Origin of the sequence: Bifidobacterium subtile, from assembly GCF_000741775.1 — a bacterium.
In the GTDB taxonomy this organism is placed as follows: domain Bacteria; phylum Actinomycetota; class Actinomycetes; order Actinomycetales; family Bifidobacteriaceae; genus Bifidobacterium; species Bifidobacterium subtile.
This window is the reverse complement of the sequence record NZ_JGZR01000003.1, coordinates 177,716-204,663: the sequence shown is the minus strand read 5'-3', so window position 1 is coordinate 204,663 and position 26,948 is coordinate 177,716. Positions and strand designations below refer to the sequence as shown.

Here is a 26,948-nt window from a genome sequence, read left to right as displayed (position 1 = left end):
GACAGGCGCGGCATGAGGCGTGTGGTATTAGGAGTGCTGGCACACGTCGATGCCGGCAAAACCACGCTGTGCGAGGGATTGCTGTATCGCTCCGGGCAATTGCGCACGCTGGGCAGGGTCGATCACGGCGACGCTTTTCTCGACAGCGATGCGATGGAGAAGCGGCGCGGCATCACAATCTTCTCGAAGCAGGCCATCATCCAGCATGATGATGTTGAAATAACGATGCTGGACACGCCCGGACATATCGATTTCTCCGCCGAAATGGAGCGCACACTCGGCGTGCTGGATTACGCGATTCTCGTCGTCAGCGCCACCGATGGCGTGCAAGGCTATACGCAGACCCTCTGGCGGCTTTTGGAACGCTACCAGGTGCCGACTTTCATCTTCGTCAACAAAATGGATGCCGCGGGTGCCGACCGTGCCGCCATGCTCGCCCAGCTCAGGCGGCATTGCAGCGACGGCTGCATGGCTTTCGACGATCCGGACGAGCTCGCCGCGCAATACGAGGACATCGCCACGCTCGACGAGCATGCGATGGACGAGTACTTGGACGGGGAGACGCTGAGCGACGCCACGGTGCAATCGATGATCGCGCGACGGCTGCTGTTTCCGTGCTATTTCGGCTCGGCCTTGCAGCTCGACGGCATCGATACGCTGCTCGGCGGGTTGCAGCGCACCACGCGGCAGCCTGATTATCCGCAGGATTTCGGCGCCAAAGTCTATAAGATATCGCATGACAGCCAAGGCAATCGGCTCACCTGGCTCAAAGTGACCGGGGGAGCGCTGCCGGTGAAGGCGATGCTGACGAATGCTCGCAGGCCTCCCGAAGCTGCTGACGAGCGTATGAATCAAGCGCCTGCAACTGAGCCGTGGCATGAGAAGGCCGACCAGATACGCGTGTATTCCGGAGCCAAGTTCACGCTGAGCGACGCGGCGCAGGCCGGCTCGATATGCGCGGTCACCGGGCTGACGCAGACCTTCCCGGGAGAAGGCCTGGGCTTCGAGCCGGATGCCGAAGCGCCCGTGCTCGAACCCGTGCTCACATACACCGTGATTTTCGGGCAAGCGGGTGTCGGCAACTCTGGCATTGGCAGCGCTGACAGCAGTGCAACCAATAGCAGCGGTGCCGACGCCAAGAAATCCAGCGCCAACGCGACCAACGCGCTCGACACGCACAAGGCCCTCGACACTCATAAGGCCCTCGTCGCCCTGCGCACGCTCGAAGACGAGGATCCGATGCTGCATGTACGCTGGCAGGAGCGGCTGCAGGAGATTCAACTGCAGCTCATGGGCGCGGTGCAGCTCGAAGTCGTGCAGCAGCTCATGCACGACCGCTTCGGTCTTGACGTCAGCTTCGGCCCGGGCGGCATCCTCTACCGCGAGACCATCACGCAGCCGGTGGAAGGCGTGGGCCATTTCGAGCCGCTGCGCCACTACGCCGAAGTCCATCTGCTGCTCGAAGCTGCGTTGCGCGGCAGCGGATTGCAGTTCGCCTCCGCGTGCAGCGAAGACGTGCTCGACCGCAATTGGCAGCGGCTGATTCTGACCCATCTGCGCGAACGCGAGCATCTGGGCGTGCTCATCGGTTCGCCAATCGCGGACATGCGCATCACGCTGCTGACCGGTCGCGGCCATCTCAAGCACACCGAAGGCGGCGATTTCCGCCAGGCCACCTATCGAGCCGTGCGCCAGGGCCTGATGAAGGCCAACAGTAGACAGCAGTGCCGGCTGCTCGAACCGTGGTATCGCTTCCGGCTCGAACTGCCGCAGGATCTGCTGGGCCGCGCGATGGCCAATATCCAGCGCATGAGCGGCAGCTTCGAGGAGCCGCAGATCGACGGCGGCTATGTGGTGCTGGAGGGCGAGGCGCCGGTCAGCGAAATGCGCGACTACACGGCCCAGTTCAATGCTTACAGCCACGGGCAGGGCAGCATCACCTGCGTATTCGCGGGCTATCGGCCATGCCATAACGAGGCCGAAGTCATCGCGCAGGCGGGCTACGACCCGGAAAACGACCTCGACAACACGCCGGATTCCGTATTCTGCGCGCACGGAGCCGGGTACACGGTCAAGTGGAATCGGGTCGAGGACTTCATGCATGTTGATGGCGGTGCGTATATCGACGGCGTGTCATAGGTGACAGTGGCACGCATGCCGATAGGATGCATGCCGGCGGCGTGAACGTCAGCAGCGACGCGCCTCCTGCAATTCGATGGATCTCGCCAAACCGGTGAATGCCTAGGTGTCACGGTACTGGTCTGCGCGTTACGCCGATGGCGATGCACGGCCCGAGATTCGGAGAATCTGAAAGTTTCGCCGTTCGCCGTCATATATCATGGTGCTAACCGAGTCGGCGCGAGCATGCATCAGACCGAAGCGAGAGCACCTGACCGCTTGGCCATATGGCCATCTGACTGTCTGGCGGATCGTGCCAACGTCATCGTGCTTACCGCGTACCTCCGACCGCCCCTTCGACATTGCAAAGGCCCATCATGACAGGCACCACTCCGGCCATCGGCCTCTATTGGCGATGCAACAGCTACCTGTTCCTGCTCAGCCAGTTCGCGACGGGCATCACCTCCATGATCGTGCAGTACGCGATCATCTGGTATCTCACGCAGCAGTCCGGTTCGGCGACCATTCTGAGCCTGGCCACGCTGCTGGCGATGCTGCCGATGATTCTGGTCAGCCCGTTCATCGGCACCTTCATCGACCGCTGGAACAAGAAGGCGCTGCTCATCGTGCCCGATATCGTGGCGGCGGCCTTCGCCGTGGCGCTTTCGGTGGTCGGCACGCTGAACCACACCTTCCCGCTGTGGCTCGTGTTCGTGTCGCTGCTGGTGCGCTCGCTCGCGCAGGCCTTCCAAATGCCCACGATCCAGTCGATTCTGCCGACCATCGTCCCGGACGAGGAAGTCACCAAGATCAACGGCCAGCTCGGCATGGTGCAGTCCGCCACGATGATCGTCTCGCCCGCGCTGGGGGCGATGCTGTACGCCTTCATTCCGATCAATTACCTGATTCTGGTGGATGTGCTCGGCGCGGCGCTCGGCATCGGCCTGCTCATGTTCATCGCGATTCCCTCCAACCTCGCGCAGGTGGACGAAAAGCCGCAGATACTCGCTGATATGGTCTTCGCCTTCAAACGCATCGGCACGGTGCGAGGCCTATGGTCGGTGCTGCTTATCAGCTCGCTATTCACGCTGATGTTCATGCCGGCCGGAAGTCTGTACCCGCTTATGACCTTGGGGTATTTCAAGGGCACCGTATTCCAAGCGGGCATCGTCGAGATGGTCTGGTCGGCCGGCTCGCTGCTCGGCGGTGCGCTCATCGGCATATTCGGCGTGCAAAAGGATCGCATGCCGGCGATCATCGTCTCGATAGCCGTGCTTGGCGCGGCATTCGCAGTAAGCGGTTTTCTGCCGCCGACCATGGCAGGATTCGTCATGTTCACAGTGCTCAACGCTTTCGCCGGCTTGGCCGTCGCATTCCCCATGGCGCTGTCGATGGCGATGATTCAGCAGTCCTTCCCTCCCCAGGAGCTGGGCCGCGTCTTCGGTGTGACCATGGCGTTCTCAGGGCTTGCCGGACCGGTCGGATTGCTGTTCGCAGGCCCGTTGGCGGACGCGGTCGGCGTGCAATGGCTGTTCACCATTTCGGGCATCGGCTCGATTTTCTCGGCCATCCTGATGTTCGCCGTTCCCTCCGCGCGACTGTACGACCGGCGCTTGCAGCGCCGTCTGCAGCAGGCGCAGGATGCCGGGTCAGGGCCGCAGGTTCAGGAGATTCAGGGAGCTTGATCGTTTGGCGTCGCATTGTGCGGCAAGCTTTGCCGCACAAAGGCCGGAGCCGTCGGGATAACGCCTAAGCATCATTTCCATGCTCGCACGACGCAGACGCTGCCGCCTGACTGCGTCATTCGTCTAGCGGCGAGCGAATCGGGCCTGCTCCGAGCCAGCCGCGTATAGTCGAGATATGAAGCGAATCGGAGAACTCATCAACGCCCTGCTCGGCGTATGGAAGCGTTCGCTGCTCGGCGGCATGATCGAGCGCTACTCCTCGCGCCGCGGCGGGCTGTTGGCCAACGGTCTGGCGTACGGCCTGCTGTTCGCCTTCTTCGCCGGTCTCTGGACTCTGTTCAGCCTGCTCGGCCTCGTGGTGTCGGGCAGCAGCGGATTGCAGTACAAAGTGATTGCCGTCGTCGGCAATCTGGTGCCTGGGTTGGCGCATACGCTGGAATCGACGAATGCGCTCGGCAAGATCTCCGGCACCCTGACTTGGACCGGCTTGGTGACGCTCGCCTCATTCTGGTGGAGCATCACCGGGTGGATGGATTCGCTGCGCAACGCCGTGCACGCCATGTTCGACGGGGAGGACGAGTCCTCGGACGTCATCAAAACGAAGCTGCGCGACAGCTTGGGCGTGCTGCTCGTCTTCCTTCTGCTGATATTGTCGACCGTCGCGGGCGCGGTTTCCGGCGGCGTGGTGCACGCTGGCCTGCAACTGGTCGGTCTGCCCACGGATTCCTTTGCAAGCTGGCTGCTGCTCGACGTGGTCGGCTTCCTGACCGGCTTCGTGCTTAATCTCATGCTGTTCTTCATGCTGATGCGCGTAGTGGCCCATATTCGCCGCGGACGCTTCATTTTGCTGGGATCGATGATCGGGGCGCTGGCCTTTTCTGTGATGCAGCTGCTGGGTGGCCGATTGGTGGCCGGCGCGACCAAGAATCCGCTGCTCGCGCCCTTCGCGGCCATCATCGGCGTGCTGGTCTGGTTCAACCTCATGGCCCAGGTGATTATGTTCTGTGCGGCTTTCATCGCCCAGTCCCGCCACCAGTATGGTTTCAAGACGCGCAGCGGCACACGACTGTTCGCCCGAATCAACGCGGATATGCGCACAATGATCGCCGGCGAGGCAGAACGCGTGGAAGCGGCGAAGGATGCGTTTCGGTCGGACAAGCTGGATGGCACTCAGCCGGATGACGCTCAGTTGGATGGAACAGGGGAGCCATACGAATTGAGCGGCTCGGACGACAGCGGCATGGTCTCCAATTCTGCAACAGCGCAGAGCGATGGCAAGGCCGCATCGGGCGGCGCGCAGAAAACGGATGCATAGACGATACTGCGCGTTCCGCAATGGTTGTTTTTCAGGTTTGTACGGCTATCTCCGTTATGTGAGGCGTTAACTTGGCTACGCGGAGGTCTATCTGCGTTGTGTGAGGCGCTAATCCTCTGGCATCCCGAGTATCGCTGGCCGAAAATGGCGGCTTTGGAACGCCTGATACTCAGGCCTTCTCGAAATAGCGCCTCACACAACGCAGATAGACCTCCGCAGCATTCCAACAGCGCCTCACACAACGCAGATACCCTGATTTTTCGCGCCGGGTCACAGCGGGTATAGCGTCTGCGGGCTTATGCCAAAGCCATAGCGGCAATGGTGACGCCGTAAACGCAACGTTTCGTCCTACCAGCGCACGGAGATGCGCTCGCCGATATGCGAGCCGTGCTCGATCTCGTCGACTACGGCGATGGCATAGTCCGCATAGCTGATCGCGCTGACGCCGTTCGTGTCGGTGCTGTAATCCTCGCCTGCGAGGGTGTACGCGCCAGTGCGTTCGCCGTCGGCCTGGAAATCGGCGGCTGGGCTGATGTAGGTCCAGCGCACGTCGTCGCGCTGCCGCAGTTCGTCCAGCGACTTGCCCATAGCGAGCGGAACCGGTTTGATGTCCTCGGGGAAGCCGTCGCTGAGCTGCGCGGTGTGCTCGGCATTGGTGTACAGGCTGCCCGCGCCGCCCACGACAAGCAGCCGAACCGGAGAGCCGGACAGGATCTCGGCGAGATGGGCGAGCGAAGTGGAGTGCTCGTGCAGCTTAGCGGGGTCGAATACGCCGAAGGCGTCCACGACCGCATCAAAGCCAGCAAGATCCTCAGCCTTAAGGTCGAAGAGGTCCTTGACGATGGTCTTGCCGGCGCGTGTGCGATTCGCGCCGCGCACTACGGCGGTGACGTCAAAGCCACGGTTCAGCGCCTCGTCGACGATGCGGCTTCCGGCGCGTCCATTGGCTCCGATAACAGCGATTGCGGTCATGTCATGCTCCCTTTGTGTGATTGTGTTGTTGACTTGCAGAGTTGATTCGTGCAGCAGGTTCGTTGTGATTGGTCGTGCAGCGCGGGAATCCAACATCAATTTCCTCGTGCAAAGTCACGGCCGATCCCGCCGCGTTCGATTTCACCTCATCGTAGCCCGCATTGCGCAAGACGCCAGCGCCCGCACGGTTTTTCGGCCATGCGCGAAGGCCCATCGCACGACTCGGCTTATGCGATGCCGTTGTGAAAGCAATCGGCAGAGTGCCGCGGCGGTGGAAATAGAGCTTTGGCGTGTCGTGGGACGTTCACTGGGCACTGAACCAGCCGGCTAGAGAGCGGCGTAGCCAAGTGTTTCCAACGATTTTGAGCATCCTATAAATAACGTGTATGCCTCCCAGCTTGCCGCATGCTGCTCATGAGACTTAGCGTGGCTGGAGTCGCGGTCGTATCCAGCCAGGATTCCGCATGAAACAAGTCCCAGGAGGTGCCTATGACGAGGTTCAATACGCAACTGGTCCACGGGCTGCCGGTGCATGACAACACCACCGGCGCCGTGAATCCGCCTATCTACAACTCATCAACCTATGCTTTCGAATCGGTTGACGCCATGCCCCGCTGGGACTACGCCCGCAGCGGCAATCCGACCCGAGATTTCCTCGAAGGCCAGATCGCGCAGCTTGAGCACGGGGTGCGCGGCTTCGCCTTTGCCTCCGGGCTGGCGGCGATTCACGCGGTGCTCTCGACCTTCTCGCCGGGGGATCGCATCGTCGTGGGCAAGAACATCTATGGAGGAAGCTACTCGCTGTTCAATGAGTTTTTCAGTCGTTGGGGATTGTGCATCGAGGCAGCTGACACCGCCGATCTTGAGTCGTTGGAACGGATCATCGCAGGCAATGATGGCGATGGCAATGATGGCGGTAAACAGGCCACGCCGGCGAAGGCCGTGTACTTCGAGACGCTGACCAACCCGCTGCTGCAGGTCAACGATGTGCAAGCCATCGCGCGGATCGCGCAGCGCCATGGCACTCATGTCATTGTGGACAACACTTTCGTCACGCCGTATTTGCAACAGCCGTTGGATCTGGGCGCGGATGTCGTGATTCATTCGGCGACCAAGTATCTCGCGGGCCATTCTGATGTGATCGCCGGCCTCGTCGTGGCAAAGGATGAGGATTTCGCGCAGCGCATCTACTTCGCGCAGAACCGCATCGGCGGCGTGCTCGCCCCGGCCGAATGCGATGCGGTGCGCCGCGGCATGCAGACCCTGTCGCTGCGCATGGAGCGCCAGCAGGACAATGCTCTGGCCATCGCGCAGTATCTGCTGGCCCATCCGCTGGTGCGCAAAGTCAACTACCCAGGCCTTCCGGGCAGCGGGGAGAACGCGGCAGCCAAGGGACTGCGCGGCTTCGGCGGCGTGCTGTCCTTCGAAGTGGTGCCGGGCGTCGATCCGTCGACCGTGCTCGACAACCTGCACGTCTTCCGACTCGCCGTCAGCTTGGGCGCGGTCGAAAGCCTTGCTGAGCTTCCCTGTCGCATGACGCATTTCGAGCTGCCGCGCGAGGAGCGCCTCAAAGTCGGCATCACCGACGAGCTGATTCGCCTGTCCGTCGGCATCGAAGACGTCAGCGATCTCGTCGAGGACCTCGGTCAGGCCTTCGATAAGGCGTATGAGGAGCTTCCGGCCGAAGACGTCGAAAGCCAGCTGCGATCCGGCGCGTTTGCGTAAGGGGTACGTACGTAAAGCGGAAATCGTGCGCAGAGGGGACGCACGAGGTATGCGATATGTGCCGACGTCATGAATCAGCGTTACGACAGCGTGCATGAATTTCGTTCGGTGTCTCGATACGAAATCGATGCAGAATGATATGGATGGCGTGCGTGTTGCAGCACGATGGCATTCAACACAGCGCTCAATGCCGCATCACTCGGCACGGCGGTATCGTGCACTCGGAAAACCGTGCATTTGGAAAACCGTGCATTTGGAAAACATAGGAAGGCAGCTGCTCATGTCTCAGCGCGATCTGCAGCAGGAACTGGAATCATATGCGAAGTGGTTCCATCAGCATCCCGAACCCTCGTATCGGGAGTTCGAGACCACCGGGCGGATACGGCAGATATTCGATGAGCACGGCATCGAGATTTTGGATTCCGGGCTGAAAACCGGTCTGGTCGCCGTGATTCAGGGCGAAGGCGCGGGCGCGGGGGAAGGCCATGTCGTGGCGGTGCGCGGCGACATCGATGCCCTGCCCATCGCCGAGCAGACCGGCTTGCCCTACGCTTCGCTCAATGAGGGCTATCTGCACGGGTGCGGACACGACTACAACATGACGACCGCAATCGGCGCGGCGCTCATCATCAACGAGCGGCGCAAGGACTTCGCCGGCACGATCAAGGTGATTCTGCAGCCGGCAGAGGAAGTCGCGGCCGACAAGGACACGCCCACCGGCTCCGTCGCCGTGCTTGACACCGGCGTGCTCGCCGACGTGGAGGCGTTCTACGGCACGCATGACACCAACGAGGCTGAGCCGGGAACCGTCATCATCGGCTCGGGGCCGGACAGCGGCGCAGTCGACAAGTTCCGCATCACCGTGCACGGCCGAGGCACGCATGCCGCGCATCCGGAAGGCGGTCTCAACCCGATTCGCCCGGCTGTCGCCATCATCGAGGGCATCCAGTCCATCGCCGGCCAGGATGTGGATCCGGCGCATCCGCGCGTGGTTACCGTCACCCATGTCGAGGCGGGAAGCACATGGAACGTCGTTCCGGCGCAGGCGTTCCTTGAAGGCACCGCACGCACCGCGTTCCCCGAAGACCGGACAGTGATTCATGATCGGCTGCAGGCAGTCGTCGATGGCGTCGCCGCCGCATACGGCGTCACAGCGGATTTCGAATGGGAATATGGCTCGCCGTCCGTGATGAACGACCCGCACTGGTCGGCGCTCGCCGCATCGACCGCGACCGACGTGGGCTTCACGGTTGCCGCTCCGCACCCGTCGCTGGGCGGCGAGGACTTCTCGTACTATCTGCAGCAGGCGCCCGGCGCTTTCATTCACATCGGCGTCGGCAATGCTGACCGCCCCATGCACGGCCCGACGTTCTTCCCCAAGCTCGATGCGCTGGCGAGTGGCGCGGACCTGCTGGCCACGGTGGCGCTGCGCACGTTGAAGGAGCTGTGAGCGTTGATGGCTGCGCTGCGGCATGTGCAAATGCCGGCATTGCTGCGGGCATTCCACCCGCCGCAGCCATAAAGCGTCTCCGTTGCATGACGAAATCGACACGCAGACAGAACGACTCGAAAAGCCCCATGCAGTACATATTTGGTCAAAAAATTCATAACAGAATTACGACACTGCACCCTCATAATAGCTGGTTGACCAAGCGATTGCAGCGCCAAACAAACAATTAAGGAGAACCTCATGGCTCTTGACAGGAAACAGGCTTTTCATGACATCCTTGCCGGTGAGGGGACGGTGCCTCATCTGACTTCGGCGTGGCAGCACTTCGTTCATCACGAATACGGTGTCGAGGAGCAGGTACGCGCGCACGCCGATTTCGTGACGAAATGGGATTGGGATTGGATCAAGATCAACCCGCGCAGCGCCTACTACACCGAGGCATGGGGAGGCGTCTTCGACCATGACGATTACGGCAACGGGCGCTCGCCGAAACTAATCACCCCGCCCGTAAAGCAACTCGATGACCTGCGCAACGTCGACTACGTCGATCCTGAGACCTCTGCGGCGCTGAGCGAAGAGACCGGTATCGTTCGTGGTGTGCATCAGGCTTTTCCTGATCGTGTCGTTCTGCAGACCGTGTTCTCTCCATTGACCGTATTGCTGGGACTTGCCGCATTGCCGCGCATCAACCATCGTGCGATTTATGGACATGAGCCGACGCTCAGTCGCGATGAGCTGCTTTATGAGCGCCCCGACGAGGCGAAGCGGGCTTTGAATGCCATTGCTCGGACCTTGGCGGATTATGTGAAACAGCTTGTTGCGCCGGTCGAGCAGGGCGGGGCTGGTGCTGACGGCATCTTCTATGCAGTGACGGGAACGGCGAGCCGCCAGTACTTCGACCATGAGCACTTCACGGAGTTCTCCGAGCCGTATGACCGCATTGTGCTGCAGGCTGCCGATTCCTCGGTGAAGCTGCTGCACACCTGCAAGGAGTATTCGAACCCTGAGTGGTTCGCGGATTACCCAATCGACCTCTTGCAATGGGATTCCTTCGTAGAAGGCAACCCGCCGGTCACTGACGCTTACGGTTCCGTTCCGGTGAGCGGACCGGATGCCGCGCTGATTGGCAAAGACGGAGATCTTCAGGAGCTGAGCAGGCAGCTGACTGTCACCACTGAAGCCCGTGCAGGCAAGCCCTTCCTCCTGGCGCCGAGCTGCACGATTCCGCCGAATCCCGGAGACGAGAACCTGAGATTACTGCGTCAGGCGTGATGTGCGCGTGGCGCTGCCATTGCACGGGCGATATAGCAAATTGTGATGGCACGTACAAGAGCCAAGGCAATCATTGGCAATGATAATGCGTCATAGCTAACCCCTGTTACCGCTACGGTGTGGGTTCTGAGAAGGCGAATTATGGTGAGGGCACTGTGAGATATCGCACAGGCAACCATACGCGGAAATATACGAGGAGAGAATCGCTATGAACGCAAGAAGAAGGATTGCAACCCTGTCCGCCGCCATCGTGACGGTGCTCGGCGTATCGTTGGGCACCGCAGGATGCGGCCTCGGCGCAAATGCGTCATCGGGAAGCAGCAGCACAAGCAATTCCAGTCCGGTGAATATCGGGGTGATCTACCCCAAGACCGGCCAATATGCCGAATACGGGCAGATGTTCCAGCGCGGCTTCGACCTCGCTGTGGCGCAGGTGAACGCGAACGGTGGAGTCAAGGGCAGGAAGCTGGGGCTGAAGTACTTCGATACGCAGTCCGATCCCAAGCAGGATGCCGCGGTCGCACCCAAGCTCGTGGCCGACAAGTCGATTGTCGCGGTGGTGGGCGATTACGCATCTGCTGCTTCTTCCGCCGCTTCGCCGACGTTCCAAGCCGCTGGATTGGTCCATTACGGGTTCACGAATTCCGCGCTGACCTTCACCGATACCGGAGACCATATCTGGACCCCGGCAATCGGCATCGATACGCTGCAAAAGGCGAATGCGAACATCGTCGCGAAAAAGGCCAAGAAGATCTCCGTGGTGTATATCGAGAACGACTGGGGCAAGCAGGCCTTCGAGTTCTTCAAGGCCCAGGCGGCGAAGAACGGCACGCAGATCGTGTACAGCTCGTCGTATCTGGCGGATTCCACCGATCTGTCGCCGATTCTCATCCCGGCGCGTGATGCCAAGCCCGATGCAGTGGTGGATTTGGGCTATGGCCCTGATGGCGCGCTGGTGGTTAACACGCTGCGCGACAAGCTCGGCTTCACCGGCCCCTTTTTCGGGGGACAGGAGGTGCCGGAATTCTTTGAGATTGCGGGCAAGAACGCCGAAGGCACGATCATCACCGGCAATTTCTCGGCCACAGGGACCAAGGATAAAAAGGCGCAGCGGTTCGTCAAGGACTTCAAGGCGAAGTATGGTGAGAATCCTGGCAGTTTCGAGGTGCGTGCCTACCAGGCGATCACCGATCTGGCATATGCGGCCAACAAAACCGAGCCGACCCGCGCCGGCATCCAGAAGGCCTTGCAGACCGTGACCGACTTCCCGCTGTATGAAGGCAATGGCGGCACGTTCAAGTTCGATCAGAAGACGCGCAGGGCCGCCAATATCAAGCCGATTCTCGAAATCGCGCGAGACGGTAAATTCGAGCAGTACAACGGGTGATGCAGGAAGAGCATATTTGATATCGCCCGGACATCGAGCGGAGCATGGTCAGCAGCTGTTGATCATGCTCCGCTTTTTGCGTTCGTACGTACGCCGAAGCACGGTGACGGGCTGCGAAAGATCGCCGGGGACGGCGGGCAGCACCGTGATATAGGGCTGCCCGCACGGTTCGTCTGGCTGAGATGATGCGCTATCGCTCCATCCCACGAGGCGCAGAATATTGTCGATGATCCCCATGATTCCTCCAACGATGCAGAGATGCGAATAGACAGATGACCAACATCTGGATAGCGTTAGGCGCGGTCGGATTCATGCGATCCGACCGCGCCTAATCGGCAGCCTCATGCGATGCCGCAGCATGATTTACAGGCTTGCGAACCTTGCCGAACCTAGCGCGATGTCGAAGGAAGCGCCTTGCGGCACCTGGTAGCGCAGCTCGGTGATTTCATTGATGTCGTCGCCGGTATCCGGATCCTTGTCAGTGCCTTTGACGAAACGCCACTGCCGGCCTTCCGCCACATCGAGATCAATGTAGCCGTTGCCGCTGTGCTTGGCGAAGCCGAAGACCTCGGACCAGCGGGCGGCCACAGCCTCAGGCTCGCTGACTGTGAACACCGCACGTTGCGTAAACACTTCGCCGAGCGGGTGACGATGCAACAGACCGCTGTGCTCCAGCGTCTCGCGATGCGTCTCCTCGTCTTCCAGCCAGTCGAGGATGAACGGATAGCGTGGTCCGGGAACGCTTGCCTGCGTGTCGGAGAGTATCCACAGCAGCTTCCAGCGTATTTCCTGGCCGTCGGATGTCGTCCGGTTCCCCGGAATCACCGGACCGGTGACGATTCCCTTGCTATGGAGATGCTGCGCCACCTGCTCGATGCCGTGCACGCGCAGGCCCGGTCGATAGAAGCGCTCCCGGCCGGGAAGCAGCTGTGCGGCCTCGCGGAACAGCAGGCCTTGCTCGGGGCTTTCCGCAGCGGCCTCGTGAGCATTGTAGAGTGCGAGAAACTCTACATAGTTCACGCCGAAGTAGGCCAGCGCGTTTTCCGTTCCGTGCCCGACATGCTTGCCGCCATACGCGGCGGTCAGCCCGTGGTCGGCGAAGGTGCGCTCGACCTCGTTCAGGTCGTTGACCACGGTGACGGTATGATCCCAGATGAATTCCGGCGCTTGCGCCTGTGCTAGCGTCTGCTCGCTCATTGCGCTTCCTTTCCCAGCTTCGTCGTGCGCTCCACGGCGGCGAGCACGGCCGATTGGATGGCTGCCGCGAATCCCGTTTTGTTCAGGGTGTAGGCCTCGGTGATGCCGACGCCGCCGGGGGAGTTGTTGATGTTGAGCAGCACTTGCGGCAGCACGTCGCGCTGCTTGAGCAGCTCGGTGCCGCCGATGACGGTGTCCAGTGCTATGGCCTTGGATATGTCGCGGGGCAGTCCGGCCAGCACGCCGGCGTCCACGTAGGCGTCGATGAAGTGGTAGACGAGGTTCGGCGGGTAGAATCCGGTGATGACGTCGATAAGACGCTCTTCGACATGCAGCGGCTTGCCGAAGGTGCTCAGCCAGGCGTCAAGGCCCTTCCTGACCGAATCCGGGGCATCGGCCGCTGCCTGGTTGGACGACACTCCGCTGTAGCCGTAATCCACGGTCGTCAGCGTATTGGGAATGATGCGCGTGATGCGGCGCTCGCCGCCCAGCGTGCGCTCGAGCTGAGCGATGGTGTAGCCGGCGACGATCGAGACCACGCTTGTCGTGCGCTGGTCGAAGCGATTGACGATCGATGTGGCCACGCCAGTCACGTCGTCTTGCGGGCGTACGGCAATCACCGCGATGTCCACGTTGTCAGGCGTGTCGCGCGGCGTGGCCGGGGTCACCTGGTAGGTCTTTTCAAGATAGGAGAGGCGGGCCTCGCTGATGTCTTCGACATAGATGTGGTCCACAGGGTAGCGGTCATCATGTTTTCTTACCGCGGTGATGATGGCCTCCGCCATGTTGCCGCCTCCTATGAAGTACAGATTGCTGGCCAAGACATCCTCCCTTTCCTTAACATACTGCGGCAGCCACGCATGTGCGGACGTCGCGTAGGCATAGTGCAAACGAAAACGACGATTCCTTGGAATCGATCGTCGTGTTTCCACAGTAACGGGCACGACCTCAGCGGCATTCGCTTTATGGCCTTTCGCGTCATACCAATAACCGATAGCCCGTGCAAAATGGGCAGTATCCCGCGCTTTGCTCCCCATTGAATGCTCTTGCACCGCCAGCCGCGACGAAAGTGCGGTGCATTGATGGCGGCACGAATAATAAGATGATGCTCTTGTTATTGCTCTGATTGATAAGTCGATATAACGAACGCCTGTGACGCGCCCGGTGCGAACGTAACGAGCATGTGCTTACCTTAGATACATCGTCAAAGCGTCACGCGGTTCGAAGACGCTTGCATCCAGTCGAATGAGAATTTTGGAAGGTTGTCCATTATGTCGAAAACCCGTCGTGAGACGTTCCGCGATATAGTCCGCGGCGCGTCGCAGACGCCATACCTCGTCGGTGGGTGGCAGCACCTGGTCGGCCATGAATATGGCGCTCAGGAGTTCGCCGAGGCCTATATCGAATTCGTGCATCGATGGGACTGGGAATGGGTCAAGATCAATCCCAGAGCCGTCTACTACGCCGAGGCATGGGGATCGCGCTACGATTCGCATGACTATGCTTCGGACGCGCCGCTGCCTAAGAAGATCAGCTCCGCCATCGTCGCTCCCGAAGACGTCGCAGACATCGCCGAACTCGATCCGGCGCAGAACGCGTCGTTTGCCGAAGCCTTCGATGCAGCTTCGCTCATCCGGGACGGCCTTGAGGACAGGGCGGTCGTGCAGACCGTGTTCTCGCCGCTTTCCGTGCTGCTGCAGATCGCCGATCTGCCCCTGTACCCGGGCGATGCCTATGCCACTCCCCAGATCAGCGTGGAAGATGCCGTGCTGAACCAGCCAGAAGTCGCCAAGCAGGCGTTGGGCAACATCGCACGCACGCTCGCGGGCTATGCGCGTCGCCTCGTGCGGCCCAAAGCACAGGGCGGCGCGGGCTTGGATGGCATTTTCTACGCAGTGACCGGCACGGTGAGCGAGGGGTATTTCGATGCGGACCGTTATCGCGAGTTCTCCGAGCCGTACGATCGCCTCGTCATTGATGCGGTCCATGACGAGAATCCGGATGCCGTGGTGCTGCTGCACACCTGTCGCGCCGAATCGCATCCCGAATGGTTCGATGTCGACGGCGTCGACTTGCTGCATTGGGATCGCTATCTTCCGGGTAATCCGAAGGATGACTCCGCATTCAATGCGGTTCCCGTGGCCGGCCCGAACTGGGAGCTGTTCGCCAATGGCTCCGGGGAGGAGGAACAGGTGCGCAAGGAGATAACGCAGACCGTCGCGCAGCATCAGGGCAGGCCGTTCCTGCTGGCTCCCAGCTGCACCGTTCCCACGCCTGCGAACGACAATGCCCTGCGTGCCCTCAGTGATGCGCGCATCGCCTGAGATCGCCCGAAATTTCATTCCTGCCGTGCTGCGAATCCTTTCCATGAGCTGACTTCCGGATTGACTCGCAGCATGGCATCGTATAGAACACAAAGAGAGAGAACATCATGACCATCAACAAGAAATTGCGCGCAACGCTTGCGGCATTCGTCGCGGCGGCAACGCTGGTAGGGGTTTCCGCCTGCGGTCTGGGCGGCAGCTCAAGCTCTGGGAGCAGCGACAATAGCGGCTCCGGACCGGTGAATATCGGGGTGATCTACCCCAAGACCGGCCAGTACGCCGAGTACGGACGGCTGTTCGAGCAGGGCTTCGACCTTGCAGTCAAGCACGTCAACGCCGATGGCGGCATCAAAGGCAGGAAGCTGGGGCTGAAGTATTTCGATACGCAGTCCGATCCCAAGCAGGATGCTGCGGTGGCACCCAAGCTCGTGGCCGACAAGTCGATTATCGCGGTGGTGGGCGATTACGCGTCGCCCGCCTCCTCGGCCGCCTCTCCGACTTTCCAGACTGCCGGACTGGTCCATTATGGATTCAACAATTCCTCGCCCACCTTCACCGAATCGGGCGACCACGTCTGGACGCCGCAGATCGGCCAGGACAAATACCAGGCCAAGATTGCCGACTTCATCGCCACGAAATACAAGAAGATCGCGGTGACCTACATCGAGAACGACTGGGGCAAGCAGGCGTTCCAGTATTTCAAGGCCGAAGCTGACAAAAAGGGCGTGCAGATAGCGTACAGCTCGTCCTATCTGGCGGACTCCACCGATCTGTCGCCGATTCTCATCCCGGCGCGCGATTCCAAGCCCGACGCGGTGGTGGATATCGGCTATGGCCCTGATGGTGCGCTGGTGCTGAACACGCTGCGTGACAAGCTGGGCTATACCGGACCGTACTTCGGCGGCCAGGAGACCAAGGAGTTCCTCGACCTGGCTGGCAAGAACGCCGAAGGCTCGATCATCACCGGCAGCTTCTCGGCCACTGGCACCAAGGACAAGAAGGCGCAGCAGTTCGTTAAGGACTTCAATGCGGCGTACGGCAACAATCCCGGCAACTTCGAGGTGACGGCATATCAGGCGATTATCGATCTGGCATATGCGGCCAACAAAACCGAGCCGACCCGCGCCGGCATTCAGAAGGCATTGCAAACCGTGACGGACTTCCCGCTGTACCAGGGCAATGGCGGCACGTTCAAGTTCGATCAGAAGACGCGCAGGGCCGATAACATCGATCCGATTCTACTCATCGCCAAGAACGGGGCCTTCGAACAGTACGAGGAGTAGCGGAAGGCGTCGGTCAGGCTGATCGCCGATCCGAAATCGACAGGCTCGGATGACATCCGTTGCATCATATGCATGCCAAAGGCGGATGTCGTCCGAGCCGACGTCATGACGCATACGAACGTATACGGGATCACACACAGGAACATGGCGAGTAGTCGTCTGCTGCGTTCGCCAAGCCAGGCTTTGACGATGTGAGGAAAGATTGTTGCACAATGATTGATATTCTGTTTTCTGGGCTGATCCACGGCAGCGCCTACGCCTTGGTGGCCGTGGGCATGTCGCTGATCTTCGGCGTCACCAATGTCGCCAACTTCGCGCAAGGCTCGATTGTGGCGGTCGGCATCATGGTCTCATGGTGGCTGGGGTCGGCGCTTGGCTGGGGCATCGTGCCCACCCTGCTCGCCGTGGTCCTCGTCACCGCCGTGCTTGGCTTTATCATGAACTTCGCGGTGATATCGCCGCTGGAAGGACGCAAGCCCATTGCCGCGCTGCTTGCCACGATCGGCATCGGGCAGATTCTCGACAACGGCCTGCAGATCATCTTCGGGCCGCAGACGCGTCCTTTCCCCAAGCTGCTGCCGACCTACAATCTGCAGCTGTTCGGCGTGCGCTTCGGCACTTCGGATATCGTCATGGTGGTGCTTGCCATCGTCTCCATGCTGGGGCTATGGGCGTTCCTCAAATTCGGCAAATCCGGGCAGGCCATCCGAGCGACCTCGCAGGATCCGGAGGCGGCGCGGCAGATGGGCATCCCCGTCAAATCCATTCGTAACCTCGCATTCGTCATCGGCTCCATCCTCGCCGGCATATCCGGCGTGTTCATCGGGTTGTTCAACGGCAATATCAATCCGATGAACGGCGGCAGCATCGGCATGACCGCCTTCGTCGCCGCCACCATAGGCGGACTGGGGTCGATTCCCGGAGCGGTCGCGGGCGGCTTGGTCCTAGGCTTGGTCGAAGCGGTCGGCATCTCATGGCTGGGCGATGGCGCGCATGACCTCATCACCTTCGGGGCGCTGCTGATCATTCTCATCGTCAAGCCTCAGGGATTGTTCGGCGCGAAGAACGATGTCAAGAACGAGCCGCTCGCCGGAACGTTCCTGGGCGGCGGCCGACCGATCACTTTGCCATGGTGGGCCAATGTCGGACTTGCGGCACTGCTGCTCGCCTCCCCGTTCTTCCTGTCCGACTATCTGTCCGGAATCGGCACTCAGGTGGCGATCTATGCCATAGCCGCAGTCGGACTTACGTTGATATCCGGCTCCGCCGGCCAGACGATTCTCGGCATGGCGGGGCCTCTGGCTGTCGGCTCCTATGCTTCGGCGCTGCTGACGACTCGCCTGCACTGGCCATTCCTCGCGGCTCTGCTGCTTGCCGGCATCATCGCGGCCATCGCCGCCAGCATACTGACCTTCCCGGTCTGGAAGCTTTCCGGGCATTACGTGGCGATCGCGACGATCGGCGTCGGTGCGGTCATGGTCGCCATCATCCGCCTATGGGAGCCGCTGACCAAGGGTTCGCTGGGCATACAGGGCATCCCCTTCCCGAATATTTTCGGCATATCGCTCTACACGCCGCAGATGATGTATCTGCTGGATGCGGTGCTGCTGGTGCTGACGCTGATCGTGGTGACGCGCATACGATCCTCCCATCTGGGCAAGGTGTTCGAAGGCGTAGGCTCCGATCAGGACGCCTCCGAGGTGCTCGGCGTGCATACCGGCGCATACAAGGCGCTCGCCTATGCCTTGGCCTCGTTCTTTGCAGGCATCGCGGGTTCGCTGCTGGCTCATCAATACACGTATATCGATCCGACGATTTTCAACGCGAATATGTCCGTGCTTATTTTGACCATCATCGTGCTGGGCGGCATGAACTCGCCGCTCGGTGCGGTGCTTGGCTCGCTGGTGCTGATAGGGGCGCCCGAGCTGCTGCGCTTCGCCTCCGACACCCGAGTGCTGCTTTACGGAGTGCTGCTGGTGCTCATCATTCTCTTCAGGCCGCAAGGACTGTTTGCGAGGAAAGGCTGACTGCTCATGACTGCATCCATTCAACAGGGCGACGCGATCGATGCGACGAAAGTGTCGGACCCTCATCGCGATGTCGATGTCATTCTCGATCCGCAGGAGCATCGCCGGGCCGTGGCGCAGGCTCCGGTGATCCTACGCGTGCGGGAACTGAAGAAATCCTTCCAAGGACTGCGTGCCGTGGACGATGTATCCTTCGACCTGCACAAGGGCGAGGTCATATCCATCATCGGGCCGAACGGCTCGGGCAAATCGACCACCATCAATCTGATCTCCGGATTCCTTACTCCTGATTCGGGGCTCATCGACATCGAGGATGAGCCGATCGCCGGCCGCGGATCCGCGAATGTCTCCGAGCGCGGCATCGCCAGAACATTCCAGAACGGCAGGGTGTTCGGCGCATTGAGCGTCGACGAGAACATCGCGCTGGGATATCACAAGAAGCTCAGCAGCCAGCGGCCTTTCAAAGGTCTGCAGCGTTTCCCGATCATTCGTTGGCTGTCGCTGCTGGCCGAAACCGGCGCCGCGCTGCTGCCGTTCCCGGCGATAGCCAGGGAGAACAAGGAGGTCGATGAGCGCGTGGTGCGCGAGATCGACCGCTTCAAGGAGCGCTTGGGGACCAGACGCAACGATTTGGCCTACACGCTGTCGTACGCCAACCGCAGGCGCACGGAGATAGCGCGTGCGCATATCAGCGAGCCGAAACTGCTGCTGCTCGACGAGCCTACGGCCGGCATGAATCAGTCCGAGACCGCCGAAGTGCTCCAGCAGCTGCAGTATCTCAAGGCGCAAGGCCATACCATCCTCCTCGTAGAGCACAAGATTGAGCTGGTCACCGCGATATCCGACCAGGTGCTGGCGATGGACGGCGGCAAGATCATCGCCAGCGGCGAGCCGGATGAGGTGCGCAATACGCCTGCGGTTATCGAGGCGTATCTCGGCAAGCGGCGTGAAACGCGGATTTCGACCGCTCAAGCCGATGTGCTCGCAAAGCAGAACTCCATCGAGGAACTGGAGGAGGGGACGGAATCGGCTCAGGGCGATGCTCTCGCGCGAAGCCGTGAAACAGAGCAGAACGCCACGCCCGATCTGCTGGATCTGGATGATGTCGACGTGTTCTACGGGCAGGTGCACGCCTTGCAGCAGGTGTCGCTGCACGTTCCGCCGAAGGCCATCGTCTCCTTGCTGGGAGGCAACGCTTCGGGCAAGTCGACCACGATGAAGACGATTCTCGGACTGGTGAACCCCAAGAACGGCTCGATTCAGTATCAGGGGCGCGACATCACCTCGCTGAGCACTCGCCATCGCGTCATCGAAGGCATCGCTTCGGTTCCCGAGGCTCGGCGGGTGTTCCCTGCGATGACCGTGCAGGAGAATCTGCTTTCCGGCGCCTACACGCGTTCTCGTTCCGACGATATCGCCGGGGACCTTGAAGAGATGTACGAACGCTTCCCACGGCTCAAAGAGCGGCGTGCTCAGCAGGCGGGCACCATGTCCGGTGGCGAGCAGCAGATGCTGGCCTTCGCTCGTGCGCTGATGAGCAAGCCGAAGATCATCTGCATGGACGAACCCACCATGGGCCTTTCGCCCAAGCTCGTCGAGGACGTCTTGGAGCAGATCGTCAAGCTCCGCGATGAAATCGGGGTTTCGGTGCTGCTCGTCGAGCAGCAGGCGGAACTCGCCCTTTCGGTGGCGGATTATGGCTATGTGTTGCAGAACGGCAGCATTCGGCTGCATGGCGAGGCGCAGACGCTGCTTCATGATCCGCGCGTTCAGGAAGCCTATCTTGGCGGAGCGAAGGAGAACAACAAATGAGCGATCATGAGGCACGGCAGCGAACGGCGGTGGTCACCGGCGCAGGCGGCGGCGTGGGCGGCAGGCTTGTGCGCTCGCTCGCCGCGCAGGGCTGGAATGTCATCGCCATCGTCAGGTCGCAGGCACATGCCGATGAGCTTGATGGCATCGAAGGCGTCAGTGCGCTGACGCTTGACTTGCTCGATTCGGATGCCATAGCCGATGCCGCGCATGAGATCGTCGAGCGTTTCGACTCCCGACTGGATCTGCTAGTGCATGCGGCCGCCGTTGCAGCAGTAGGCCCGGCTGCTCAGGCAGATGTGCACGACTGGAACACGGTGCTCGGCACCAACCTGGTCGCGCCGGCATTGCTGACGGGGTCGCTCATAGAATCGGTTCGCGAAGCGCAGGGGACAATCGTCTTTATCAATTCGGGCGCAGGCGAACGCGCCGTCGGCAATCATGCCGTATACGCCGCTTCGAAGCACGGGCTGCGCGGATATGCCGATACCCTGCGTCTCGAAGAATCTGTTCACCGCATTCGCGTGAGCACGATTTATCCTGGGCAGATCGCCACCAAGATGCTTGAGGGCATTGATCGTGCGCTCGGCGTGCATTTTATCCCGCAGGACTATATCGATCCGCAGACCGTGGCTGATGCCGTTCTCTGGGTTGCGAATGCCACTCCCGATGTTCATATCAGCAATGTGGATCTGCGCCCGAGGCAGGAAGTCTCCGCCAAGTTCAACGTCTGATGGACAGTTGCAGGAAGTCGGTTCATCAAAAGCCGGCTGTTAGCGGCTGATGCGGAGGCTGATATAAGAAAAAATCGCGGATAGCCTATAGATTTTTGGTATACGTCTGCGCGTGGCGGCCATGGGCGGATACGTTACCTTCAGTATGGTGCGTTAATGACGTTCTGCACGCAGCGTCGTCAGCCCGGACCGCGACAGAGAACAGCATAGGAACAGGAGCATTCGCAATGGCAACAGGGAAGACGACGCATGATGATGCATGTCGGAGGCAATTCGCGCAGCAGACCGCCGAGGTGGGCACGGTAGCAGAGATTGGGACGGAAGACCCGGCAGCTGCGTCGTCAGTGGGTTTCGAAACCGCAAGCGTTCACGGCGGATACGATACCTCGGATAATCATGACGCGGCCAGTGCGCCAATCTATCCCAGCGTCGCCTACGCCTTGCGCTCCGCTGCACATGCTGATGCGATTGCCGCCGGTGAGGTGAGCGGCTTCTCCTACTCCCGTGTCGCCAATCCCACTGTGGACGCGTTGGAGCAGCGCATCGCGCAGTTGGAAGGCGGCATCGGCGCGGTTGCCGTGGGCTCCGGCATGGCCGCGGTATCCTTTGCGCTGCTGTGCGCGGCCGAAGGCGGCGGGCGCATCATTTCGCCAACTGATTTGTACGGCGCTTCGGTGGATGCGATGGATACCTTCTTCCCGCAGTTCGGCATCCACACGGATTTCGTGGACGATATCAACGACCTGGCCGAGGTCGAATCGAAGATCGGTCCGGACACTAGGGCCATCTTCGCCGAAACCGTTGCCAACCCGTCTACTGAAATCACCGACTTGAAGCCGCTTGCCGACTTGGCGCACCGGTATGGCATCGCGCTAATCGTTGACAACACCGTGCCGACGCCCTACCTGCTGCGCCCCATCGAATTCGGCGCCGACATCGTCGTGCATTCCACCACGAAAGGCATCTCCGGGCATGGCAATGCGCTGGGCGGCGTCATTGTGGATGCAGGCAACTTCGATTGGACCAACGGTCGCTTCTCGCATCTCACCCGCAAGGAGCTGGTGATCAGCGACGAACGCAATGGCGTATGGCGCAGCTTCGCCGAGGCCTTCGGCAATGCGGCCTTCATCAGGCGCATCCGCACCAAATACGTGCGCACCTTCGGCGCAGTGCTTTCGCCGTTCAACGCCTATCTGCAGATGGTCGGCTTGGAAACCTTGCCGCAGCGCGTGCGCCAGGAGGTCGCCACGGCGAAGCTCATCGCCCAGCATCTGCGCGGCGTGGATCATATCGTTCGTGTCAATTATTCCGGTCTGGACGACGATCCGCAGCACGAGCTGGTCGCGCGATACCTGCCGCAGGGCGTGGGAACCGTGCTCTCCTTCGAGGTCGAAGGCGAGGAATCGCACGTGAACCGCATCGTCGACGGCGTCAAGCTGTTCTCCTACGTGCCTAACATCGGCGATTCGCGCTCGCTGATCGTCAACCCGGCCCGCATCACGCACCGCGAAGTCCCGGAGCGCTACCGCTTGTCGGCCGGCGTGAACGACAACCTGCTGCGCATCTCCATCGGCCTTGAGAATCCCGCCGATCTCATTGCCGACCTTGACCAGGCGATTGCCGGCGCATACTGAGCGGGGATGGCTGCGCGACTCGGGCGCATTGCAGAACGCGATCGCCCGATGAATCAGACGTTGCCGAACGCATGAAGACGTATCTCGCTTATGTGATGCGTTAATTGCTGGCTGCGGAGGTCTATCTGCGTTATCTGTGGCGCTATTTCTTGGAGGGTCGAGTATCGGGCGGCCAGAAACCGTCATTTTCGGCCAGTGATACTTGGGGCGTCGTGGGATTAGCGCCTCACATAACGCAGATAGACCTCCGCGAGCTTCGAATAACGCTACAGATAACGCAGATAGATTTTAGCGAGGCATGAACAGCACCTCTCGTGAGTGAGATAACGACTGTTTTCCGTGATATTCGTGATTATCCATGCTGGGTCTGCGTGATGTGGCATCGAGTTGGACGTTTACCATCAATCGCGTCCTCCCGAATGCAATGCGTGCGCAGAAGTGGTAGGCTGTCGGGCAGAACGGTGATGGGCCCCGCCTGGACGCATGTCCGAACCGCACAGTGTTGACAAGCATGGCGTTGATGAATGCAATGCCGACAAACACAGTGCTGATGGTTCCTACTCAATCTGTCGTGTAACGGCGTGACGTTTTGCCATGCCGCTAGGCATATTGCTGAAAGGAGCTATGGTATGGCGAAAACTACTGACATTGCTGACGATTCGATTGCGCGTGAACCCTCTGGTGCAGCGCCCCAACGGGAACAGCCGCAGGGGGAGAGAAGGCCCGGGGCGCTTCGCGTGGCGATCGTCGGCATCGCGCCCGACCAGCCTGACCTGGTTATGCGGACCGCATTGCGTTGGGCCAAGACCGGCCTGTTCGACAGGCTGATCGCCATCTACGTCGATCCCACCTTGATACAGGTCGATGGCCACTGGGAGCCGCTTGATCCCGACAGCTTGGACGAGGAACAACGTGTGCAGGCCTTCGAGCTGGGGCAGCGCATCGATCGCATGGCGCGAAGCTCCGGATTCCCCGTGGCCTTCAAACGTCTTGGCGGCGATCCCATGCGTTGCTTGTCTGATGAGGCGAGGCGCGCTGATGCCAAGGCGATCATCGTGGGAACGCGCGAGCATGGTCCCGTCGCTGCGGTCGAAGAGTGGCTGCGCGGCTCCATTTCCGTGCGCCTTGAACACAGCCAAAGCATCCCAGTCGTGGTGATACCGCTGGGGAAGTATGACGGCGGAGCTGGTGCTGGCAGCGTTGGAGTTGATGCTGATGGCGCCGTTGCGGGAATCTTCGCGCAAACCGGCAACGACGGCAAGCAGCGAGTCGGGGAGGACGAGTGAACTCACGCACTAGAGTACTGCTGCAATCCGTCGCCGCCGTTTTCGCAGGCGGCAGCGTCGGCTCCCTCATCCGCATCTCCTTAAGCAAACTGCAGGCCCCGGATGCGTCGTGGCCGTGGATGACCTTGCTCATCAACCTGACCGGGTCGTTCATCCTCGGCTGTCTGCTGGAGTATCTGGCCACTACGGGCGAAGACATCGGCGCAAGACGAATCTGGCGACTCGGCCTGGGTACTGGCGTCATCGGCGGGTACACCACCTACAGCACGTTCATCCTGGAAACCGATACCCGCATAACCGGCCACGCCGTCGCCCTGGCCTTGGGCTATCTCGTCATCAGCGTGGTAGTGGGATTGTTCTGCGCCGGACTGGGCATCAGCGCGGGAGAACGGCTCGGAAACCGACGCAACGCTCGCGCGGCATCCTTGCCTGCTGCCCAGTCAGTGGCCCAGACAATTGGCGCTTCGACGCCGACAGTCGATGCAACAGCGCATGGTGCCGACGACGGGCCTAATGCGACAGGATCGGCAGGGAATGGCTCTGCGTCGAACGACAATGTATCGAGCGGCAATGCGGGGAACAGCGGCGCTCCGGATGCTGGACATGCTGCTGCTCGCGCGAACGCGCAGAAAGGAGGGCGGTCATGATGCTGGTCCTCGCAGCATTGCTTGGCGGCCTTGGCGCTGCCAGCCGTTTCCTCGTCGATACGTGGGTGAACAAACGCAACCGCCTGACCATCCCCTTGGGCACCATCGTCGTTAACATCACCGCTTGCCTGCTCATGGGCATCCTCACCGGCTGGGTGACCTCGCACATCGGCTCCGACACCGTGCGCCTGCTGCTTGCCTCAGGGTTCCTGGGCGGTTATTCGACCTTCAGCACCGCAAGCGTCGAAGGCGTGCGCCTCATCAAGGCGCATGAGCCCGTGCGCGCCCTGCAGCACACCGGCGGCATGCTCGTGCTCAGCTTGGCCGCAACCCTGCTGGGCTTTGTGATCGGGTAGGCGGTGACAGGCGGGTTGCTCCTGCTGCAGTTTGTGCGAGCCGCAGCAGGAGCAACCCGCCTGAATTGATTGGTTATGCGAAGGTCTTTTGTGTTGTGCAAGAGGCCGATACGTGACAAAAAGTAATCTATCTCGGCTAAAGAACCGTGTCATGGCTTCCAGTGCGAATAAGAGTTAATGTCAGCGTTGTTTTGGTCACTTTGTAGACCAACAGCCAGCCTCCTTCGATATGCAACTCACGAAATCCCTTTCAAATTTCCCTTAAGTGCATGATCTCGGTATCGTGTCGTGAGCAAATCGACGTTTTGCGCCATCAACGCATCTAGTGCAGCATCCATCTTCGTCAGGTCGTAATGCTTGCGTTTCAAACGGCGTACATCGCGCAGAAACGCAGGTGAGTAGGCCAGCCTAAGCATTGCGGATTATTTCCTTCATCTCATCCAGATTGTTGACGTAAACCGGCGTCTCCGCGGCGGCATCCAGTACCGATTGCTCAAATGGAGTCACTGTCGTCGGGCGGAACGGCAGGCCGCCTTCGCGTACTGATTGCGCAAGAAAAAGGTTCACTGCTGTACCGATGTCGATTCCCAGCGAATCAAAAAGCTGATCGGCTTGTTCTTTAAGTGTTGTCTTCGTGCTGATTTGTATACGAGTACGAGATAATTGCTGCATATTTGCCTCCTTGATGAGGCTATTTTACTCATTAATAAGGTGAATATGCAACTTTTATAACATGCCACCCGACTGCTACGATGGAACAAAGCCTCGGGGCGATGGCAGCCCTGCCGCAAAACCCAAAGGGGGTAGCCATGATCGGCCAATTCGTATTTCTCATCATCATTCTGGTGCTTGTCGTCATCCTGCTGGTGTCGGCGCTGTATGTCGTGCCGCAGCAGCAGGCATACATCATCGAGCGTTTCGGCAAGCTGCACAAGGTGCAGTTCGCCGGCATCCATGTCAAGATTCCGCTGGTGGACCGCATCGCCATGAAGACGAATATGCGCGTCAATCAGCTCAATGTGAAGCTTGAGACCAAGACGCTCGACAACGTGTTCGTCACGGTCGTGGCGTCCACGCAGTTCCGGGTGAATCCCGAGAACGTGGCGACGGCCTTCTACGAGCTGCGCGACCCCTCGGGCCAGCTGCGCTCCTACATGGAGGATGCGCTGCGCTCCGCCATCCCGGCTCTCACGCTTGACGACGCCTTCGCTCGCAAGGATGATATCGCCGCCGACGTGCAGAAGACCGTGGGCGCCGAGATGGTGCGCTACGGCTTCACTGTCGTCAAGACGCTGATCACCGCCATCGACCCAAGCAATGCGGTGAAAGCCGCCATGGATTCGATCAACGCCGCCCAGCGCGAGAAGGAAGCCACGCGCAACCGGGCCGACGCGCAACGCATCCAGATCGAAACGCAGGCCACCGCCGAGGCCGAAAGAACCAGGCTGCAGGGCGAGGGCCAAGCCAACTACCGCCGCGAGATCGCCAACGGCATCGTCGACCAGATCAAGAGCCTGCAGTCGGTCGGCATGAATATCTCCGATGTGAACAACGTGGTTCTTTTCAACCAGTATCTTGACGTGCTGCGCAACCTGAGCGAGTCGAACAACGCGAAAACTGTCGTGCTGCCGGCCTCCACGCCAGCCGGCTACCAGACCATGTACGACCAGGTCGCCAACGCCATGCTCACCGTCAACGAGACACAAAAATAGTAGGCAGGCGGC

General features: G+C 60.4%; 23 protein-coding genes and 1 pseudogene. 17 read left to right on the top strand and 7 right to left on the bottom strand.

The window, feature by feature from the left end; all coding sequences use genetic code 11:
• Positions 1-12: 12 nt before the first annotated feature.
• The 3 genes and pseudogenes from BISU_RS02740 to BISU_RS02730 form a co-directional block, all read left to right on the top strand.
• A complete protein-coding gene (locus tag BISU_RS02740) occupies positions 13-2,139 on the top strand; it encodes an elongation factor G (protein WP_024462742.1) in 2,127 nt (708 codons plus the stop codon).
• A 356-nt stretch (positions 2,140-2,495) separates the two neighbouring features.
• Positions 2,496-3,803 carry an MFS transporter gene (locus tag BISU_RS02735; protein ID WP_024462743.1) on the top strand — a complete coding sequence of 436 codons (1,308 nt, stop codon included), beginning with the start codon at positions 2,496-2,498 and terminating at the stop codon, positions 3,801-3,803.
• A 241-nt stretch (positions 3,804-4,044) separates the two neighbouring features.
• Positions 4,045-4,839 (top strand): annotated as a pseudogene (locus BISU_RS02730) (YihY/virulence factor BrkB family protein); the annotation flags it as partial.
• Between the two features lie 627 nt (positions 4,840-5,466).
• On the opposite strand, the gene BISU_RS02725 reads toward BISU_RS02730, so the two are convergent.
• Positions 5,467-6,090, bottom strand: coding sequence for an NAD(P)-dependent oxidoreductase (locus BISU_RS02725; protein WP_024462745.1), 624 nt, complete (start codon positions 6,088-6,090; stop codon positions 5,467-5,469).
• A 489-nt stretch (positions 6,091-6,579) separates the two neighbouring features.
• Between BISU_RS02725 and BISU_RS02720 the strand changes: the two genes are divergently transcribed.
• From BISU_RS02720 to BISU_RS02705, 4 genes are all read left to right on the top strand, one after another.
• Entirely contained in the window at positions 6,580-7,815 is a 1,236-nt protein-coding gene (locus tag BISU_RS02720) for a trans-sulfuration enzyme family protein (protein WP_024462746.1), read from the top strand.
• A gap of 280 nt (positions 7,816-8,095) precedes the next feature.
• Positions 8,096-9,265, top strand: a complete 1,170-nt coding sequence (locus BISU_RS02715; protein WP_024462747.1) for an amidohydrolase — start codon at positions 8,096-8,098, stop codon at positions 9,263-9,265.
• A gap of 240 nt (positions 9,266-9,505) precedes the next feature.
• Positions 9,506-10,537 carry a uroporphyrinogen decarboxylase family protein gene (locus BISU_RS02710; RefSeq protein ID WP_024462748.1) on the top strand — a complete coding sequence of 344 codons (1,032 nt, stop codon included), beginning with the start codon at positions 9,506-9,508 and terminating at the stop codon, positions 10,535-10,537.
• 208 nt (positions 10,538-10,745) lie between these two features.
• Positions 10,746-11,924 (top strand): ABC transporter substrate-binding protein, encoded by a 1,179-nt coding sequence (locus BISU_RS02705; RefSeq protein WP_024462749.1) that lies wholly within the window; start codon positions 10,746-10,748, stop codon positions 11,922-11,924.
• Between the two features lie 48 nt (positions 11,925-11,972).
• On the opposite strand, the gene BISU_RS02700 is transcribed toward BISU_RS02705, so the two are convergent.
• The 3 genes from BISU_RS02700 to BISU_RS02690 all read right to left on the bottom strand — a co-directional run bounded on the left by BISU_RS02700 (position 11,973) and on the right by BISU_RS02690 (position 13,942).
• Entirely contained in the window at positions 11,973-12,161 is a 189-nt protein-coding gene (locus BISU_RS02700; RefSeq protein ID WP_024462750.1) for a hypothetical protein, read from the bottom strand.
• 126 nt (positions 12,162-12,287) lie between these two features.
• Positions 12,288-13,121: a VOC family protein gene (locus BISU_RS02695; protein ID WP_024462751.1), complete on the bottom strand. Its 834-nt coding sequence runs from the start codon at positions 13,119-13,121 to the stop codon at positions 12,288-12,290.
• Complete coding sequence (locus tag BISU_RS02690) at positions 13,118-13,942, bottom strand: pyrroline-5-carboxylate reductase family protein (RefSeq protein WP_024462752.1); 825 nt, start codon at positions 13,940-13,942, stop codon at positions 13,118-13,120. Before BISU_RS02690 ends, BISU_RS02695 begins: the two co-directional genes overlap by 4 nt.
• 450 nt (positions 13,943-14,392) lie before the next feature.
• Here BISU_RS02690 and BISU_RS02685 point away from each other — a divergent pair, with 450 nt between their 5' ends.
• From BISU_RS02685 to BISU_RS02645, 9 genes are all read left to right on the top strand, one after another.
• The gene (locus BISU_RS02685; RefSeq protein ID WP_024462753.1) at positions 14,393-15,445 is read left to right on the top strand and encodes a uroporphyrinogen decarboxylase family protein; all 1,053 of its coding nucleotides are present in this window, start codon (positions 14,393-14,395) and stop codon (positions 15,443-15,445) included.
• 107 nt (positions 15,446-15,552) lie between these two features.
• Positions 15,553-16,728 (top strand): ABC transporter substrate-binding protein, encoded by a 1,176-nt coding sequence (locus tag BISU_RS02680; protein WP_024462754.1) that lies wholly within the window; start codon positions 15,553-15,555, stop codon positions 16,726-16,728.
• Between the two features lie 212 nt (positions 16,729-16,940).
• Positions 16,941-18,755 (top strand): ABC transporter permease, encoded by a 1,815-nt coding sequence (locus BISU_RS02675; RefSeq protein ID WP_024462755.1) that lies wholly within the window; start codon positions 16,941-16,943, stop codon positions 18,753-18,755.
• A gap of 6 nt (positions 18,756-18,761) precedes the next feature.
• Complete coding sequence (locus BISU_RS02670; RefSeq protein WP_024462756.1) at positions 18,762-20,567, top strand: ATP-binding cassette domain-containing protein; 1,806 nt, start codon at positions 18,762-18,764, stop codon at positions 20,565-20,567.
• Positions 20,564-21,301, top strand: coding sequence for an SDR family oxidoreductase (locus BISU_RS02665; protein WP_024462757.1), 738 nt, complete (start codon positions 20,564-20,566; stop codon positions 21,299-21,301). The genes BISU_RS02670 and BISU_RS02665 overlap by 4 nt, the downstream gene beginning before the upstream one ends.
• 227 nt (positions 21,302-21,528) lie before the next feature.
• Positions 21,529-22,935 carry an O-acetylhomoserine aminocarboxypropyltransferase/cysteine synthase family protein gene (locus tag BISU_RS02660; protein WP_024462758.1) on the top strand — a complete coding sequence of 469 codons (1,407 nt, stop codon included), beginning with the start codon at positions 21,529-21,531 and terminating at the stop codon, positions 22,933-22,935.
• 629 nt (positions 22,936-23,564) lie between these two features.
• Entirely contained in the window at positions 23,565-24,221 is a 657-nt protein-coding gene (locus tag BISU_RS11465) for a universal stress protein (RefSeq protein WP_024462759.1), read from the top strand.
• Entirely contained in the window at positions 24,218-24,868 is a 651-nt protein-coding gene (locus BISU_RS11925; RefSeq protein ID WP_024462760.1) for a fluoride efflux transporter FluC, read from the top strand. The genes BISU_RS11465 and BISU_RS11925 overlap by 4 nt, the downstream gene beginning before the upstream one ends.
• Positions 24,865-25,224: a fluoride efflux transporter FluC gene (locus BISU_RS02645; protein ID WP_024462761.1), complete on the top strand. Its 360-nt coding sequence runs from the start codon at positions 24,865-24,867 to the stop codon at positions 25,222-25,224. Before BISU_RS11925 ends, BISU_RS02645 begins: the two co-directional genes overlap by 4 nt.
• Before the next feature lie 136 nt (positions 25,225-25,360).
• Here the strand turns inward: BISU_RS02645 and BISU_RS13415 are convergent, their stop codons facing one another.
• The 3 genes from BISU_RS13415 to BISU_RS02635 are packed head-to-tail and all read right to left on the bottom strand — an operon-like array spanning position 25,361 to position 25,896.
• A complete protein-coding gene (locus BISU_RS13415; protein WP_319020720.1) occupies positions 25,361-25,435 on the bottom strand; it encodes a hypothetical protein in 75 nt (24 codons plus the stop codon).
• 25 nt (positions 25,436-25,460) lie between these two features.
• Complete coding sequence (locus tag BISU_RS13410) at positions 25,461-25,640, bottom strand: type II toxin-antitoxin system RelE/ParE family toxin (protein ID WP_202805548.1); 180 nt, start codon at positions 25,638-25,640, stop codon at positions 25,461-25,463.
• On the bottom strand, positions 25,633-25,896 hold the full coding sequence (locus tag BISU_RS02635) for a type II toxin-antitoxin system RelB/DinJ family antitoxin (protein ID WP_024462762.1): 264 nt from the start codon (positions 25,894-25,896) through the stop codon (positions 25,633-25,635). The genes BISU_RS13410 and BISU_RS02635 overlap by 8 nt, the downstream gene beginning before the upstream one ends.
• A 137-nt stretch (positions 25,897-26,033) precedes the next feature.
• Between BISU_RS02635 and BISU_RS02630 the strand changes: the two genes are divergently transcribed.
• On the top strand, positions 26,034-26,936 hold the full coding sequence (locus BISU_RS02630; RefSeq protein WP_024462763.1) for an SPFH domain-containing protein: 903 nt from the start codon (positions 26,034-26,036) through the stop codon (positions 26,934-26,936).
• Positions 26,937-26,948: the final 12 nt, after the last annotated feature.

Coding starts and splice junctions, on each gene's coding strand:
- BISU_RS02740 (WP_024462742.1), top strand. CDS start 13: ATGAGGCGTGTGGTATTAGGAGTGCTGGCACACGTCGATGCCGGCAAA.
- BISU_RS02735 (WP_024462743.1), top strand. CDS start 2,496: ATGACAGGCACCACTCCGGCCATCGGCCTCTATTGGCGATGCAACAGC.
- BISU_RS02725 (WP_024462745.1), bottom strand. CDS start 6,090: ATGACCGCAATCGCTGTTATCGGAGCCAATGGACGCGCCGGAAGCCGC.
- BISU_RS02720 (WP_024462746.1), top strand. CDS start 6,580: ATGACGAGGTTCAATACGCAACTGGTCCACGGGCTGCCGGTGCATGAC.
- BISU_RS02715 (WP_024462747.1), top strand. CDS start 8,096: ATGTCTCAGCGCGATCTGCAGCAGGAACTGGAATCATATGCGAAGTGG.
- BISU_RS02710 (WP_024462748.1), top strand. CDS start 9,506: ATGGCTCTTGACAGGAAACAGGCTTTTCATGACATCCTTGCCGGTGAG.
- BISU_RS02705 (WP_024462749.1), top strand. CDS start 10,746: ATGAACGCAAGAAGAAGGATTGCAACCCTGTCCGCCGCCATCGTGACG.
- BISU_RS02700 (WP_024462750.1), bottom strand. CDS start 12,161: ATGGGGATCATCGACAATATTCTGCGCCTCGTGGGATGGAGCGATAGC.
- BISU_RS02695 (WP_024462751.1), bottom strand. CDS start 13,121: ATGAGCGAGCAGACGCTAGCACAGGCGCAAGCGCCGGAATTCATCTGG.
- BISU_RS02685 (WP_024462753.1), top strand. CDS start 14,393: ATGTCGAAAACCCGTCGTGAGACGTTCCGCGATATAGTCCGCGGCGCG.
- BISU_RS02680 (WP_024462754.1), top strand. CDS start 15,553: ATGACCATCAACAAGAAATTGCGCGCAACGCTTGCGGCATTCGTCGCG.
- BISU_RS02675 (WP_024462755.1), top strand. CDS start 16,941: ATGATTGATATTCTGTTTTCTGGGCTGATCCACGGCAGCGCCTACGCC.
- BISU_RS02670 (WP_024462756.1), top strand. CDS start 18,762: ATGACTGCATCCATTCAACAGGGCGACGCGATCGATGCGACGAAAGTG.
- BISU_RS02665 (WP_024462757.1), top strand. CDS start 20,564: ATGAGCGATCATGAGGCACGGCAGCGAACGGCGGTGGTCACCGGCGCA.
- BISU_RS02660 (WP_024462758.1), top strand. CDS start 21,529: ATGGCAACAGGGAAGACGACGCATGATGATGCATGTCGGAGGCAATTC.
- BISU_RS11465 (WP_024462759.1), top strand. CDS start 23,565: ATGGCGAAAACTACTGACATTGCTGACGATTCGATTGCGCGTGAACCC.
- BISU_RS02645 (WP_024462761.1), top strand. CDS start 24,865: ATGATGCTGGTCCTCGCAGCATTGCTTGGCGGCCTTGGCGCTGCCAGC.
- BISU_RS13410 (WP_202805548.1), bottom strand. CDS start 25,640: ATGCTTAGGCTGGCCTACTCACCTGCGTTTCTGCGCGATGTACGCCGT.
- BISU_RS02635 (WP_024462762.1), bottom strand. CDS start 25,896: ATGCAGCAATTATCTCGTACTCGTATACAAATCAGCACGAAGACAACA.
- BISU_RS02630 (WP_024462763.1), top strand. CDS start 26,034: ATGATCGGCCAATTCGTATTTCTCATCATCATTCTGGTGCTTGTCGTC.